Raw genomic sequence first — 13323 nt, forward strand, 5'->3', positions numbered from 1 at the left:
CGACGCCCCTGTGGAGCGGGATCTGCCGGCCGGAACGGCGGCGCGGATGCGGGCGGATCTGATGAGGTCGATCCACCGGCCGCCGCCTCGCCGGTCGGTGCGACTGGGGATCGCCGCCATGGTTGCCGCAGCGGCGGTGGTGGTCGGCGTGGCGGTGGCGCCGGACAACGACGATGTGCAGCATCTGGCGATGGGGCCGCACGAGCTGTCACCGACGCTGCGCCGGGCGATGGAGCAGTGCCTGTCGTGGAACGCGCAGGCCGAGCGGCTTCCGGTGTCGATGGCCCACCTGGTCGTGGCCGCCGAACAGGACCACCGCGCCGTGGCGGTGTTCATCACGGATACCGGCTACTTCACCTGCGATGTCTCGATGCGCCCAGGCGCTGAGATCAGTGGGGGAATCGGCGGGGAACGCGATTGGCCACAACAGGGCTGGCTACCCGGCCCGGTCCAGCGACTCCTCCTCACGTCGACCGAAGTGGACGGTGGCGACGTCGCCGTGACCGGCCGGGTCAGCGCTCGGGTGCACCGGCTGGTGCTCGAACACGGCGACGGGCACACAACCACGGCACGGCTGAGCGGCGGCGTGTTCGGCCTGCTCACCGAGGGTGGCACGGTCAGGAGGGACGCCGAGTTGGTCAGCTATGACGCCAACGGCACCGAACTCGACCGACGACTGCTGTTCCGTCCCTCCGACGAGTTCGATCACTGCTTCACCGACTCATCCGGCAAGGTCGTCTACGGCAAGCCTGGCCCAGACTGCCTCCCGGCCGAGCGCTGGAGTCGATAGGCGACCCTGCGGTCGCGGTTCCCCGCGAGGCTACTGTCCGTCAGGGGCGCCGTACGACTACCAGGTGCGCCAGCGGTCGGTGATCTCCCACCGTTCGAGCCCTTGCCTGGCGGTCAGCGCGTCGGTGTCGACGCCTGCACCCACAAGCGCCTGATCGATGTAGTCACATAGCGCTTCGCGCTCGTCCGTGTCGTACGCAGCGTCGCTGTGGTTCGCGTTGGCGGCGTTGAGCGCGAGGACGACGTGCTGTACCGCGCCGAGGACGGCGGTGTCCGACTCCGGATCTGTCCGGGTGAGCACCTGCTCGAAGTCGGCGAGCGCGGTATCCGTCGCCGCTATGAGTGAGTCCGGGTAGGCCTCAAGTGCCCAGTCCTCGCCCTCCTTCAGCGTCCCCGCCCGGCGCTGAGCCCTCTGCTCTTCGAGGTGGTGGCGCCACCCGGCTGTCGGTCGTTCGGGCATGACGGGAGTATGCCGGAGCCGGGTGGTGGTGTCGTGGGCCGGTAACCGTCGTGCGCGACGGTCACGGGACGCATTCGCGCCCGCCCCGGCCTGAGCGCTGTGGCCCGGCCGTCGGGGAGATGCCGGGCCGGCCGCGGGAACGGGATGCGTCAGGTCGCGGCGAGTGCTTTGGTGATGTGGTGCTCGGCCAGGTCCAGCATCCACTCGCGGTCCGGGAAGTCGGTGTCCGCGATCCGTAGTGGGCCCTCGATCAGGGACAGCGTCTGCGCGTACCGGTAGAGCTCCAGGCGGTGCGGGTCGAGATCGACCGGACGTAGCGCGGGGTAGCTGTCGCCGAAGCGCATCTGCAGCCAGGCGTGGTCCCACTCGACGTCGAAGTAGGTCAGACCCTCAAAGTCGATCATGACGGGTTCGCCGGTCGGTGTGACGAGCACGTGGTCGGGGCCGAGTTCGCCGTGCACCAGCCCGTACTCCTTCCGCGCGGTGACCGCGCCCCTGAGCCGGCGTACGTGGGCGGCGATCCGGTGGTGCGCGTCGGCCAGCCGGGCGTCGCGGGCCGCCGCGGCGTCGAGGTGCCCGAGCGCGCGGTCGACGATCACGTCCTGCGGGGGTCGGGTCTGCGACGCCTCGCCGCGGGCGATGGCCGCGAGCTTGCCGTAGTCCGGGCCGAACGTGGTGTGCATGCGGCGCAGGGCGTCGCCGAGCGCGGACAGCGGCCCGGCGGCCGCGGCGGGATCGCGGTGCAGCAACGCCTCCAGCCGCAGCGCGCCGGCATCCTCGACCAACGCGAGGTCAGCGTCGAGATAGCGGCCGTCACGGTCGAGCATCATCAGGTGCGGCACCCGCACTCCGGCCGCGGTGAGCGCCGCGTGGCCGGCGGCGAACAGATCCGCGCCCGACGCGTCGGTGAACGGGTCGTCCGGGACAGCCGGCGACGGTGGCCAGTAGTTCTCCCCCGCGGCCCACACGTACAGCATCACGGTGCTCCGGTCGTCCAACCCGAGCCGGTAGACGCCCTTCTTGCTGCCGCCCGTCACCCGCTCCAGGACGGCGACCCGCCGGTCGCCGCCGAACTGTTCCACCACCAGCGCGTGCAGATCACCCGGCCGCAGAAACACCCGCGTCATGGCCGCCCCCCGCTACGCGCCGCTGCTCGGCCAGGCAGGGTGGCCGTTCGACCTGACGAGGGCATGCTCAGGTGCGCTCATGCAGTGCTCCATCCGGCTGGCGGAGTGTCCGCCGCCGACGGGCGACGCGGACCGCGACGAGCAAGCCGGCGAGCGTTCCCAGAATCACCATCGCCGAACCGATGGCGGTGTCCGAAACCGGCGCACCCAAGGTCACCATGCGGAAGGGGCCGCTGTGGCGAAGATCGTAGGACCAGGGGGCCGCGCCGATGGACAGCGTCGAGCCGGACGCCCCGGAACCCTCGCAGACGAGCCGGTAGGTGTCCGCGGGACTGCCGAGGAGCGCCAACGTCCCGCGCCATCGCTCGCCGTCGACGGTGAGCTCATACACGTCGCTCAGTGGGAATTCCTGGGTCATCGAGGCAAGCGCACCCGGCGTCGCCTCCTCGCACTGCACACTCGACACACCGTCCGCTTCCCTTGCCCACACCATCTGCGGCGACGAAGGGTGCAGCCGCACGCTCACCGGTTGTCCCGGCGTGAATCGTTGGCCGAGTTCCCCGTCAGGGGCCAGCAGCAGCACGATCCCGGACGTCAGTGCGCCGGCGGCGACCAGCCCTGCGACGACGAGCCACAAGCGGGTGGGTCGCGGCACCCGCCGACCGGCCGGTGGGGTGAGGGCCATGAGACTCACTTTCGACGGTGCCGCCGGCAGTGCCAGGGCACCTGCAAGCGTATGGGAACACACGGCGGTGCACGTTCCCGGTCCGAATGCGATGGACGGGACGTTCCGGCGGCTTCTAGGGTCACGCCGATGCGCCCCGGAGAGATCGTCGTCGCTGTCGAGCAGGTACGCGCCCTGATCGACGAGCAGTTCCCGCAGTGGTCGGACCTGCCGATCGTTGCGCAGCCGTTGACCGGCACCGACAACGCGCTGTTCCGGCTGGGTGATTCCCTGACGGCACGGCTGCCACGGGCACCGTGGGCGGTGGACCAGGTGGCGACCGACGCGACCTGGCTGCCGCGGCTGGCCCCGCACCTGCCGGTGCCGGTGCCGGTGCCGCTCGCGGTCGGCCGGCCGGGCGCGGACTATCCGTGGCCGTGGACGGTCGTGCCGTGGCTGGACGGGCGCAACCCGGAAGTGGGACAGGACCTCGTCGACCTCGCCGTCGACCTCGCCGGCTTCGTGCGGGCGATGATCGCGATCGACCCGATGGGCGGGCCGGTCCGGGAGGGGATTCAGCGCGGCGTACCCCTGGCGCAGCGGGACGAGCTGACCCGCCGGTCGATCGCGGCGCTCGGCGACCGGATCGACGGGCGGGCGGTGACCGCGGCGTGGGACGAGGCGATGGCGGCCGACGAGTGGCAGGGACCGCCGGTGTGGCTGCACGGTGATCTTCTGGAAGGCAACCTGCTGGTCGACCGGGGCCGGCTCACCGGGGTAATCGACTTCGGCGGTCTCGGCCGCGGCGATCCGGCGGTCGAGGTGCGGCCGGGCTGGAGCCTGTTCGACGCCCGTGCGCGGGCCGCCTACCGGGAGGCGCTCGGGTTCGACGAGGCGACCTGGGTGCGGGGGTGGGCCTGGATGCTGTCTGGTTCGCTCTACTGGCTGGCGGATCTGTGGGACTCGATAAGCGAGGACGACCGCGAGGACACGATCCGCCACCTCGACCACATCCTGCGGCACCGTCACGACTGACCGGGACGTGGAGCTCAGTGCGTCTCCCGCGCGCTGCCCAGCGCGCCGGCCACCACCAGCGCGGTGGCGGCGAACACCGCCAGGGTCGTACCGACGAGGGGCAGCACCACCTCGATCGCCGGGGGCGCATCGGTGGCGGCGGCCGCGAATCTCATCCCTGGTTCGAGGAAGGAGTCGCCGGCCGGTTCGGTCAGATCCCGCCAGAACGACCATGTTCCGGCCAGGGCCGCGTACGCCTGTGCCGCCGTGAGGGACAGCAGCACCAACCCCGACGGGAGCAGCCAACGCCTGTCGGTCCGCCACCCGGACACGGCGAGCGCCCCGAGGGCGGCCAGGGTGGCGAGCAGCGCCGGCCAGACCGTGCCGAGCAGGTCCGGCAGCGGATGGTCGCGCACGGTCCGCGCGTTGTCCACCCCGAACCAGACGAGCAGGAGCAGCGCCGCGCCCGTCGTCAACGCGCCACGTCCTGGGCGGCGCACCGGTAGTGCCAGCACGCCGGCCGCGAGGCAGACGACACCGGCCGCCGTACCGAGCGCGGCCAGCTTCTCCCGCTCGATCACCTCCGCCAACCGCGTTGCCACCGCCGGCGTCCCGCCGGGTGCCAGCAGGCCGAGTTCGTGGAACTGTTCCTGCGGCCAGAACAACCTGGCCGCGGTGACCACCGTGAACACCCCGACACCAGCGGCGAGGGGCCAGGTGACCGGGCGTACGCCTCGATCCGTCAGCACGTACCCCAGCAGGGCGAGAAGCGCGACGAGGCCGCACAACGACGACGCGCTCGGCAGGGCGAACGTCGCCGCGACGGCGGAGGCCAGACCGGCGGCGGCGGAGGTGAGAAGCAGTCCCGTCGGAAGACGCACGGGTGAGATCGTGACACATGGATGGGACGTCGGGGGCGGGCCGGCAGCCTACGGGGACGCTGTCGCGTCAGCGCCCGCACCGGCAAGGTCGCGGACGTGCCGCACGCCGGGCTCGCCGTCCAGCCACACGTCGCCGTCGGGTACGAACCCGGTCCGCCGCAGGACCGCCAGCGAGGCCGGGTTCGCCAGCGCCGCCGAGGCGACCAGCCGGCGCAACCCGTACGCGTCGCGGGCCAGCGCACAGACGCGCCGGACACCTTCCTGGGCGAGCCCACGCCCGACGGCGCGCTCGGCCACCCGGTAGCCCAGCTCGGCGCTGCCGTCGGCCACGTCGACCAGGTTGAACCGTCCGAGCACGGTGCCGTCGTCGTCGACGAGCACGTGGAAGTGGCAGGTGCCGCGTTCCTGCTCGTTCAGCAGGGCCGCGTGCCGGGCGGCGAACCCGGCGAAGTAGTCGTCGCCCCGGTCGGGCACGTACCGGGCGAAGTAGGCCCGGCTGTCCCGCTCGAACCGCAGCACGGCCGGGGCATGGTGGGCGGCGAGACGTTCCAGTTCCGGCACCGGCTCAGATTAGGCGGCCGGGCAACCACGTGCGACGGTGTTGCCGCCGGACTGCCGTTGTCGTACCCCGCTGGCAGTATCCCGGGGATGCGAGACGAGATCCGGGCCCTGGTCGAGGAGCTGACGCCGGCCGACGAGCAGGAGGCGCGGCACCAGGAGGCGGCACTGGCCTGGCTGGCCGGCACCGAGGACATCTTCCGCCGGGCCAAGCCCCGCACCCCGTCGCCGCACCTGGTCGCCTACTTCCTGCTCCGCGACCGGTCCGACGGCGCGGTGCTGCTTGTCGACCACCGCCTCGCGGGGATGTGGCTGCCGAGCGGCGGCCACGTCGAGCCGGGCGAGCATCCGGCCGACACGGTGTGCCGGGAGTTGCGGGAGGAACTGGGCGTGACAGCGGTCTTCGCGCCGCCGTTCGGCGCGCGCCCGGCGTTCCTCACCGTCACCGAGACGGTCGGCCCGCCTGAGCACCGGCACACCGACGTGAGCCTCTGGTACGTGGTGGACTCGCACCGTGACCAGCGGTTCACGCCCGATCCGGTGGAGTTCTCCGCCATCCGCTGGTGGACGGCGGCCGAGGTGGCCGACGCGCCCGCCGGCACGATCGAGCCGCATCTGGGTCGGATGCTGACCAAACTGGCGGCCGTTGCGCCTTGACCCGGCCCCTGCGGCAAGGCCCAGCGTGGTCCGTGCCGGTCACGGTGGCCGGCACGAGGAGCGCGACCGGCGCGCGAGGGAGGTCACGGTGCGGCTGTTGACCATCGGGGCGTTCGCCCGCGCGGCCCACCTGAGCACCAAGGCGCTGCGGATCTACGACGACTGCGGGCTGCTGCCGCCGGCCGCGGTGGACCCGCACTCGGGCTACCGCTACTACGCGCCGGAGCAGGTGGACCGGGCGCGACTGATCGCCGAGTTGCGCCGGGCCGGGATGCCACTGGCCGAGATCCGGACCGTCTGCGGCCTGCCGCCCGCTGCCGCCGCCGAGGCGCTCGACGTCTGGTGGCTGCGGGTCCGCGCGGACACCGCGGCGCGCGGCCGGGCCGTCGCGCTCCTTGTCGACCAGCTCAGCGAGAGGGGCACCACCATGTCCGACACCACCTTCCGGTACGCGGTGCGCTGCGAGACCGGCGGCGTCCGCGACTCCAACGAGGACACCGCGTACGCCAGTGGCACGCTGCTCGCGGTCGCCGACGGCGTACGGGGCCCCGGCGGTGCCGCCGCCAGCACCGCCGCGGTGGACGCGCTGCGGTCGCTGGAGCCGGCCGACGACCTGCTGGCCGCGGTGGCCGACGCGGTGACCAGGGCGGACCGGGCGGTACGCGCGCACGGCACCGACGCCGACCAGCCCGCGAGCACGCTCACCGCGATCGTGCGCCGCGGCACCCGGCTCGCGCTGGCACACGTCGGGGACACCCGGGCGTATCTGCTGCGCGCGGGCGAACTGTCCCGGCTCACCCAGGACCACACGTACGTGCAGACGCTCGTGGACCAGGGGCGGCTGACACCGGCCGAGGCGGGGGCGCACCCGCAGCGGGCGCTGCTGGCCCGGGCGCTCGGGTCCGGCACCGAGGTGGAGGCGGATCTGGCGTTGCGTACCGCCCTGCCCGGTGACCGTTACCTGCTCTGCTCCGACGGCCTGTCCGCCGTGGTCGACCCGGGTGCGGTGCACGCGGCGCTGACCGGGGCCGACGATCCGGAAGCCGCCGTCGCGCGCCTGGTGGAGCTGGCGTACGCGGCGGGCGCGCCGGACAACATCGCCTGCGTGGTCGCCGACCTGGCGGCATGAGCCCGCGACCCGGGTCGGCGTGTCCGACCCGGGTCGTACGCTGGCGACCATGCGAATCGGCATCGTGATCCTGCCCGACCAGCGCTGGTCGGAAGCGCGGCGGCGGTGGGCGCAGGTCGACGAGTGGGGTTTCGACCACGCCTGGACCTACGACCACCTCGGCTGGCGTGACCTGGTCGACGGCCCCTGGTTCGACTCGTGGACGACGCTGACCGCGGCGGCGGGCGTCACCTCCCGGATCCGGCTCGGCACGCTCGTCGCCTCGCCGAACTTCCGCCACCCGGCTGCGTTCGCCCGGCAGGTGACCGCGCTCGACGACATCTCCGGCGGTCGGGTGCTGCTGGGTCTGGGGGCGGGCGGCATCGGCTTCGACTCGGCGGTGCTCGGCGGCGAGACGTTGCCGCCGAAGCAGCGCGTGGACCGGTTCGCCGAGTTCACCGAGCTGCTCGACGCGATCCTGCGGGAGGACGGCACGACCTGGCGCGGTGAGTGGTTCACCGCGGTCGACGCGCGCAGCAACCCCGGTTGTGTGCAGCAGCCCCGGGTGCCGTTCGTGATGGCCGCGAACGGTCCCCGTTCGATGCGGCTGGCCGCCCGGTTCGGGCAGGGCTGGGTGACCATCGGGCAGGGCAGCGACGACGTGGACAGCTGGTGGGGCACGGTGGCCGAGCTGTCCGAGCGGATGGACCGCACGCTGGAGCGGGCCGGGCGCGACCCGGCGACGCTCGACCGCTACCTCTCGCTCGACTCGGCGCCGGTGTTCTCGCTTACCAGCGCCGACTTCTTCGCCGAGCAGGTCGACCGGGCAGCCCGGCTGGGCTTCACCGACGTGGTGACGCACTGGCCGCGGGCCAGCAGCTGGTACGCCGGTGACGAGGCGGTGCTGGTGGAGGCGGCGGCGCTGCTGCCGGAGCTGCGCCGGGCCGGTTAGGTGCCGACGCTGCCCTCGGTGCAGGTCAGCCGGAACCGGAGACAGACGACAGGGGTGTCGTCGGTGACCGGGGTGCCCTGCCGCGCCCAGTAGGCGCCGTGGCCTTCGCGCCACTCCTCGATCGACCGGTCGCCTTCGCCCTCGGCGCGGGCGAAGTCCCACGGCACGTCGGCGAAGCGCACCACCTCGACGCCGGTGACCTCCACGACGCCGACGAGCGCGTCGTTGTCGTCGACCAGGGCGAGCCGTTCGCCGACGTACTCCACCTCCTCGCCGTCCTCGGCGTACTCCTGGACCAGCCCGGCGGTGGCGGTCTTCACGCCGGCCAGCACGAGGGTGTTGAGTCGGGTCCGCAGCTCACCGGGCGTGCCGAGGGCGAGCGCGCGCAATCCACCGATGCGGGGCCACATCCTGCCGACGCTACGGCAGCCGCCGTGGCCGTCGGCGGGAAAGGCCACTCGTCCGGCCGACCCGGTACGGCGGCGCGGGCCGGGGACGGCTTGTCGGTCGCCGGCCCGCCCGGCGCCTCAGGGCAGGTGTTCGTCGGTGAGCAGGGCGCGTAGCCGCAGCCGCTCACCGACGTCGGGTGTGCAGGTCGCCACCAGTGCGGCGGTGCCGACCAGTTCGGCGCCGACGTCGCGGAGCACCCGGCACAGCGCGTCCAGTTGCGCGCCGGTGTCGACCCAGTCGTCGACCAGCAGCACCCGGTCCCCGGTGTGCAGCCGGCGACCGTCCACGCCGATCCGCAGTCGCCGTCCCCGGTAGTCGGTCGGCGTCTGCGCCCACCGCATCGGCGCGACCCGGCGCCGCTCGCCGCCGTCCTTGTACGCGGGCAGGAAACCGACGCCCGCCGCGACCGCGACCAGCGGGCCGAGCATCAGGCCGGTCGCCTCGGGGGCGATCACGAGGGTGGGGCGGGCGTCCGGGAACAGTCCGGCCAGTGCCGGACCGACCTGGGTGAGCACGTCGGGATCGCCCCACCAGGCGGAGGTGTCACTTATCAGGTGGGTGCTTGCCGGTCCGGGGTCGACCCACCGGAACAACTCGATCAGTCGCCTGTTCAGCACGGTCCCATCCTGGTGGGTCGGTGGGCCGTTCGGCGGAGCGCCGCTGGCTTGATCGGCTACACGTAACAGGGTAAATGCGGGCATAACATCATGATCACGTTGACGTCGGAAGTGCTTCTCTCGCTACGGTCCGGGCCGGTTTGTTCAGCTGACGAAAGGACCCCGGGCCGGTGACTGCTAGGCACCTTCGTACCCGCACGTTCTCCTCGCCCGCGGCCATCGCCGCCACCGCGGCGGTCGGCGTGGCGCTCGCGGTCGGCGGCACGGTCGGCGCGGTGCGGCTCACCTCGGCCGAGCCGCCCGCCGCCCCGGTCGTGGTCCAGGCCCCGCCCAGCACGCCCGCCCCCACCTCGGCCGCCCCCTCGCCGAGCGCGTCGCCCTCGCCGAGCGCGAGCCTCAGCCCGTCGCCGAAGGCCACGCCGAGCCCGAAGGCGAGCCGTACGCAGGCGGCCTCCCGGGGCAAGGCCCGCACCGCCGCGCCGGCGCCGAGCGCGAAGAAGACCAGCACGCCGAAGGTGGTGGACAGCGGGTCGTGCGGGGCCTCCTTCTACGCCGAGGGCCAGATGACCGCGAACGGCGAGACGTTCAACCCGAACGCGTTGACCGCCGCGCACAAGACACTGCCGTTCAACACGAAGGTCCGGGTCACCAACCCGGCCAACGGCAAGTCCGTCGTGGTGCGGATCAACGACCGCGGCCCGTTCATCGACGGCCGCTGCCTCGACCTGTCCCGGGCGGCGTTCGCCACCATCGCCGCCACGGGTCTCGGCCACGTCCAGGTCCGGTACGAGGTCCTGGGCTGACCAATCGGGCAGAACTTCCACGAACGACGGGCCAGGTTCGTTCTCCTGCTCACGTCCATCAGGCATGCTGTCCGGTGTACGTACCAAACGTCACCAGCCGGGCCGCGGCCCGCTGAGTCCCGGGTCCCGCGCCGGTCTCGGCGCGGCCCTCGCGCTGCTCGCGATCGTCGCCGCCGTGGAGTTCGCCGACGGTCCTCGGACGCACTACCTGGCGCTGATGGCCGCCGCGCCGTTCATCGCCGCGTCGTTGGCGTCCTGGCGGGTGGTCCTCGCCGTCGGCGGACTGGCCACCGCGACCGGCGTCGTCTTCGCCATGGGTGAGCCGGGCGCCCCGCTGGTGACCATGGTCAACGTGGCCGCGATCGCGGTGAGCACGGCCATCGCGGCCGCCACCGCGGGGGTGCGGCAGCGCCAGGTGGAGCGGATCGACGAGTTGACCCGACTCGCCTCGGTCGCCCAGCAGGCGGTGCTGCGCCCGCTCGGCCCGCAGGTCGGCACGCTTGCGGTGGCGGCCCGCTACATCTCCTCCACGGCCACCGCCGAGATCGGCGGCGACCTGTACGAGGCGATGGACACCCCGTACGGCGTCCGCATGATCATCGGTGATGTCCGGGGCAAGGGGCTCGACGCGGTCCGCCTGGCGAGCATCGTGCTCGGTTCCTACCGGCATGTGGCGTACGAGCGGGCCGACCTGCGCGCGGTGGTGACCGACCTGGACCGGGCGGTGGCCCGCAACGTGGGTGACGAGGACTTCGTCACCGCCGCGCTCGTCGAGGAGCGTGGCGGCACCCTCACCATCGTCAACTGCGGGCATCCGCCGCCGTTGCTGCTGCGTCGGGGCGCGGTGATCCCGCTGGAGCCGCCGGCGCCCGCGCCGCCGCTGGGCTTCATGCCTGTGGTCCGGCCCCGGGTGGAGCGGCTGGAGCCGGGCGACCGGCTGCTGTTGTTCACCGACGGGTTGGGTGAGGCGCGGCGGGACGGCGAGTTCTTCCCGACCGCAGACCGGGCCTGGCGGCTGCTCGGTCACGGCACGGTCGCCGACGGGCTGGCCTCGCTGCAGACCGCCCTGGTCGAGTGGGTGCACGGCCGGCTCGACGACGACATCGCATTGGTACTCATGGAATACACGGGTCCGCGCAGTGTTACTGCGGCGGCGGTGCCGAGCTGGGAGGTCGGCGCAACCGACGGGTAAGCGTGAAGTGTGTAATCTGTCACTTCCGAGATCCGCTTGTCGTTGCCTACCGATCAGTAATACAGTCTGGAGTTACTGATCGGTAACACCTGTCCGGAAGCGGGGCCAGCGAGCATGACCCACTACAAGAGCAACGTTCGGGACCTCGAGTTCAACCTGTTCGAGGTGTTCGGGGCGGACCGCACGATCGGCCAGGCCCCGTTCACGGAGCTGGACGTCGACACCGCCCGCAGCTTCCTCGCTGAGGTCGACCGCCTCGCCCGCGAGGACCTGGCCGCCAGCTACACGGACAGCGACCGCAACCCCCCGGTCTTCGACCCGGCGACGCACACCGCGCCGCTGCCGGAGTCGTTCAAGAAGTCGTTCAAGGCGTTCATGGACTCCGAGTTCTGGCGCCTGGACCTGCCGGAGTCCCTGGGCGGCACCAACGCCCCGCGCGCCCTCTGGTGGTCCCTGGCCGAGCTGGTGCTCGGCGCCAACGCCCCGATCTGGATGTACGCCTCCGGCCCGTCCTTCGCCCACGTGCTGCACGTCGAGGGCACCGAGGAGCAGAAGAAGTGGGCCCGGCTGTTCATCGAGAAGCAGTGGGGCTCGACCATGGTGCTGACCGAGCCGGACGCCGGCTCCGACGTCGGCGCCGGCCGCGCCCGGGCGGTCCAGCAGCCGGACGGCTCCTGGCACATCGAGGGCGTGAAGCGCTTCATCACCTCCGGTGAGCACGACCTGAGCGACAACATCGTCCACTACGTGCTGGCCCGCCCGGTCGGCGTGGAGGGCGTCGGAGGCCCGGGCACCAAGGGCCTGTCGCTGTTCGTCGTGCCGAAGTACCACTTCGACGCCGAGACCGGTGAGCTGGGCGAGCGCAACGGCGTCTTCGCGACGAACGTCGAGCACAAGATGGGCCTCAAGGTCTCGAACACCTGCGAGCTGACCTTCGGCGAGCACGGCGTACCGGCCAAGGGCTGGCTGCTGGGCGAGAAGCACGACGGCATCCGTCAGATGTTCATGATCATCGAGTACGCCCGGATGCTCGTCGGCACCAAGGCGATCGCCACCCTCTCCACCGGATACCTGAACGCGCTGGAGTACGCGAAGAACCGGGTGCAGGGCGCCGACCTGACCAAGCAGGCCGACAAGACCGCCCCCCGGGTGACCATCACCCACCACCCGGACGTGCGCCGCTCGCTGCTGATGCAGAAGTCGTACGCCGAGGGCCTGCGCGCGCTGGTCTGCTACACCGCGAGCTGGCAGGACAAGGTCTCGGTGGCCGAGGCGGCCGGCGACGAGAAGGCGACCAAGCTGGCCAAGCGGGTCAACGACCTGCTGCTCCCGCTGGTCAAGGGCGTCGGCTCGGAGCGCGCGTACGAGCTGCTCGGGCACGAGGCGCTGCAGACCTACGGCGGCTCCGGCTTCCTGCAGGACTACCCGCTGGAGCAGTACGTCCGGGACGCCAAGATCGACACCCTCTACGAGGGCACCACGGCCATCCAGAGCCTCGACCTGATCTTCCGGAAGATCGTCCGGGACAACGGCAAGGCCCTGATGGCGGTGGCCGCCGAGATCCAGGAGCACATCACCTCCGAGGCCGGCAACGGTCAGCTCAAGGAGGAGCGGCAGGCGCTCGGCAAGGCGCTCGCCGAGATCCAGAACATCCTCGGCGTGATGACCGGCTGGCTGGGCGAGGCGCAGGGTGGCGACACCCGGGCCCTCTACAAGGTCGGCCTGAGCAGCCGCCGGTTCCTGCTGGCGATCGGCGACCTGGTCGTCGGCTGGCTGCTGCAGAAGCAGGCGGACGTGGCGCTGAAGGCGCTCGCCGGTGAGGTGTCCGCCGCCGACAAGGCGTTCTACACCGGCAAGGTGGCCTCGGCCCGGTTCTTCGCCCGCGAGGTGCTGCCGCGCATCGGCGCCGACCGGCGGATCATCGAGGGCACCGACCTGGAGATCATGGACCTCCCGGAGGAGGCGTTCTGAGCCCTGGTGAGGGCTTTCTCCCCTGATGTGGCAATGCCGGTGGCCGGCGGGCGCCAGCCCGCCGGCCACCGTCGTCGCTG

15 protein-coding genes are annotated in these 13323 nt (G+C 72.2%); 8 read left to right on the plus strand and 7 right to left on the minus strand.

From position 1 onward, the window contains the following. Positions 1 to 10 precede the first annotated feature (10 nt). Positions 11 to 790: a hypothetical protein gene (locus ACLQ2X_RS11250; RefSeq protein WP_425680921.1), complete on the plus strand. Its 780-nt coding sequence runs from the start codon at positions 11 to 13 to the stop codon at positions 788 to 790. A gap of 57 nt (positions 791 to 847) precedes the next feature. Here ACLQ2X_RS11250 and ACLQ2X_RS11255 read toward each other — a convergent pair whose 3' ends face one another. From ACLQ2X_RS11255 to ACLQ2X_RS11265, 3 genes are all read right to left on the minus strand, one after another. After that, positions 848 to 1249 carry a hypothetical protein gene (locus ACLQ2X_RS11255; RefSeq protein ID WP_425680922.1) on the minus strand — a complete coding sequence of 134 codons (402 nt, stop codon included), beginning with the start codon at positions 1247 to 1249 and terminating at the stop codon, positions 848 to 850. A 149-nt stretch (positions 1250 to 1398) separates the two neighbouring features. Beyond that, complete coding sequence (locus ACLQ2X_RS11260; protein WP_425680923.1) at positions 1399 to 2376, minus strand: phosphotransferase family protein; 978 nt, start codon at positions 2374 to 2376, stop codon at positions 1399 to 1401. Positions 2377 to 2443: 67 nt separating this feature from the next. After that, entirely contained in the window at positions 2444 to 3061 is a 618-nt protein-coding gene (locus ACLQ2X_RS11265; protein ID WP_425680924.1) for a hypothetical protein, read from the minus strand. A 129-nt stretch (positions 3062 to 3190) separates the two neighbouring features. Here ACLQ2X_RS11265 and ACLQ2X_RS11270 point away from each other — a divergent pair, with 129 nt between their 5' ends. Continuing rightward, the gene (locus ACLQ2X_RS11270; protein WP_425680925.1) at positions 3191 to 4075 is read left to right on the plus strand and encodes an aminoglycoside phosphotransferase family protein; all 885 of its coding nucleotides are present in this window, start codon (positions 3191 to 3193) and stop codon (positions 4073 to 4075) included. A gap of 14 nt (positions 4076 to 4089) precedes the next feature. On the opposite strand, the gene ACLQ2X_RS11275 is transcribed toward ACLQ2X_RS11270, so the two are convergent. Both ACLQ2X_RS11275 and ACLQ2X_RS11280 read right to left on the minus strand, forming a co-directional pair. Beyond that, positions 4090 to 4935: an aminopeptidase gene (locus ACLQ2X_RS11275; protein WP_425680926.1), complete on the minus strand. Its 846-nt coding sequence runs from the start codon at positions 4933 to 4935 to the stop codon at positions 4090 to 4092. A 48-nt stretch (positions 4936 to 4983) separates the two neighbouring features. Then, a complete protein-coding gene (locus tag ACLQ2X_RS11280; protein ID WP_425680927.1) occupies positions 4984 to 5496 on the minus strand; it encodes a GNAT family N-acetyltransferase in 513 nt (170 codons plus the stop codon). Positions 5497 to 5583: 87 nt separating this feature from the next. Here ACLQ2X_RS11280 and ACLQ2X_RS11285 point away from each other — a divergent pair, with 87 nt between their 5' ends. The 3 genes from ACLQ2X_RS11285 to ACLQ2X_RS11295 all read left to right on the plus strand — a co-directional run bounded on the left by ACLQ2X_RS11285 (position 5584) and on the right by ACLQ2X_RS11295 (position 8210). Next, positions 5584 to 6150: an NUDIX hydrolase gene (locus ACLQ2X_RS11285; protein WP_425680928.1), complete on the plus strand. Its 567-nt coding sequence runs from the start codon at positions 5584 to 5586 to the stop codon at positions 6148 to 6150. 88 nt (positions 6151 to 6238) lie between these two features. Further along, positions 6239 to 7279, plus strand: coding sequence for a MerR family transcriptional regulator (locus tag ACLQ2X_RS11290; protein WP_425680929.1), 1041 nt, complete (start codon positions 6239 to 6241; stop codon positions 7277 to 7279). A gap of 49 nt (positions 7280 to 7328) precedes the next feature. Beyond that, entirely contained in the window at positions 7329 to 8210 is an 882-nt protein-coding gene (locus ACLQ2X_RS11295) for an LLM class flavin-dependent oxidoreductase (protein ID WP_425680930.1), read from the plus strand. Here ACLQ2X_RS11295 and ACLQ2X_RS11300 read toward each other — a convergent pair. Then, positions 8207 to 8620, minus strand: coding sequence for an ASCH domain-containing protein (locus tag ACLQ2X_RS11300; RefSeq protein ID WP_425680931.1), 414 nt, complete (start codon positions 8618 to 8620; stop codon positions 8207 to 8209). The genes ACLQ2X_RS11295 and ACLQ2X_RS11300 overlap by 4 nt on opposite strands. Positions 8621 to 8737: 117 nt before the next feature. Continuing rightward, positions 8738 to 9277, minus strand: a complete 540-nt coding sequence (locus ACLQ2X_RS11305) for a phosphoribosyltransferase family protein (protein ID WP_425680932.1) — start codon at positions 9275 to 9277, stop codon at positions 8738 to 8740. 170 nt (positions 9278 to 9447) lie between these two features. Between ACLQ2X_RS11305 and ACLQ2X_RS11310 the strand changes: the two genes are divergently transcribed. The 3 genes from ACLQ2X_RS11310 to ACLQ2X_RS11320 all read left to right on the plus strand — a co-directional run bounded on the left by ACLQ2X_RS11310 (position 9448) and on the right by ACLQ2X_RS11320 (position 13243). Next, positions 9448 to 10080, plus strand: coding sequence for a septal ring lytic transglycosylase RlpA family protein (locus ACLQ2X_RS11310; RefSeq protein ID WP_425680933.1), 633 nt, complete (start codon positions 9448 to 9450; stop codon positions 10078 to 10080). Between the two features lie 64 nt (positions 10081 to 10144). Then, a complete protein-coding gene (locus ACLQ2X_RS11315; protein WP_425680934.1) occupies positions 10145 to 11272 on the plus strand; it encodes a PP2C family protein-serine/threonine phosphatase in 1128 nt (375 codons plus the stop codon). A 114-nt stretch (positions 11273 to 11386) separates the two neighbouring features. Continuing rightward, the gene (locus ACLQ2X_RS11320) at positions 11387 to 13243 is read left to right on the plus strand and encodes an acyl-CoA dehydrogenase (protein WP_425680935.1); all 1857 of its coding nucleotides are present in this window, start codon (positions 11387 to 11389) and stop codon (positions 13241 to 13243) included. Positions 13244 to 13323 lie beyond the last annotated feature (80 nt).

Origin of the sequence: Micromonospora sp. DT31, from assembly GCF_049841795.1 — a bacterium.
Lineage (GTDB): Bacteria > Actinomycetota > Actinomycetes > Mycobacteriales > Micromonosporaceae > Micromonospora.

What these genes read in the sequence shown, in the direction of transcription:
- ACLQ2X_RS11255 (WP_425680922.1), bottom strand. Translation starts at nt 1,249, where the DNA reads ATGCCCGAACGACCGACAGCCGGGTGGCGCCACCACCTCGAAGAGCAG.
- ACLQ2X_RS11260 (WP_425680923.1), bottom strand. Translation starts at nt 2,376, where the DNA reads ATGACGCGGGTGTTTCTGCGGCCGGGTGATCTGCACGCGCTGGTGGTG.
- ACLQ2X_RS11265 (WP_425680924.1), bottom strand. Translation starts at nt 3,061, where the DNA reads ATGGCCCTCACCCCACCGGCCGGTCGGCGGGTGCCGCGACCCACCCGC.
- ACLQ2X_RS11270 (WP_425680925.1), top strand. Translation starts at nt 3,191, where the DNA reads ATGCGCCCCGGAGAGATCGTCGTCGCTGTCGAGCAGGTACGCGCCCTG.
- ACLQ2X_RS11285 (WP_425680928.1), top strand. Translation starts at nt 5,584, where the DNA reads ATGCGAGACGAGATCCGGGCCCTGGTCGAGGAGCTGACGCCGGCCGAC.
- ACLQ2X_RS11295 (WP_425680930.1), top strand. Translation starts at nt 7,329, where the DNA reads ATGCGAATCGGCATCGTGATCCTGCCCGACCAGCGCTGGTCGGAAGCG.
- ACLQ2X_RS11300 (WP_425680931.1), bottom strand. Translation starts at nt 8,620, where the DNA reads ATGTGGCCCCGCATCGGTGGATTGCGCGCGCTCGCCCTCGGCACGCCC.
- ACLQ2X_RS11315 (WP_425680934.1), top strand. Translation starts at nt 10,145, where the DNA reads ATGCTGTCCGGTGTACGTACCAAACGTCACCAGCCGGGCCGCGGCCCG.
- ACLQ2X_RS11320 (WP_425680935.1), top strand. Translation starts at nt 11,387, where the DNA reads ATGACCCACTACAAGAGCAACGTTCGGGACCTCGAGTTCAACCTGTTC.